At 39.4% G+C, this 254-nt stretch carries 1 pseudogene; it reads left to right on the top strand.

The annotated features are described in order from the left end of the window. A pseudogene (locus tag AAEY75_RS16170) lies at positions 1-238 on the top strand (serine O-acetyltransferase); the annotation flags it as partial. Positions 239-254 lie beyond the last annotated feature (16 nt).

Raw genomic sequence — 254 nt, 5'->3', positions numbered from 1 at the left:
CGAAACCACTTTCCAAGCTTATGGCATTGATCCCATGTCACAAGACCCTGTTGCTGAAGCCTTTGCTAAAATGCTTGAACACATTCAACAATCAGAAAATCGCTTAGATCAACTACAAACTGCCATGTGCAAAATCGATCCTAACTTTTGCAAAAAAGAATATGACAAATTGTGCTTAGAAGATCTGGACGTGATTGGCAAAAGTGACATGAATGAGATAGGTGCTGAATCGCAATAACCTTTTATTCTTGGGC

It is taken from the genome of Psychrobacter sp. TB55-MNA-CIBAN-0194, from assembly GCF_040309505.1.
Classification (GTDB): Bacteria; Pseudomonadota; Gammaproteobacteria; order Pseudomonadales; family Moraxellaceae; genus Psychrobacter; species Psychrobacter fozii.
This window is presented reverse-complemented; position numbering and strand designations above follow the sequence as displayed.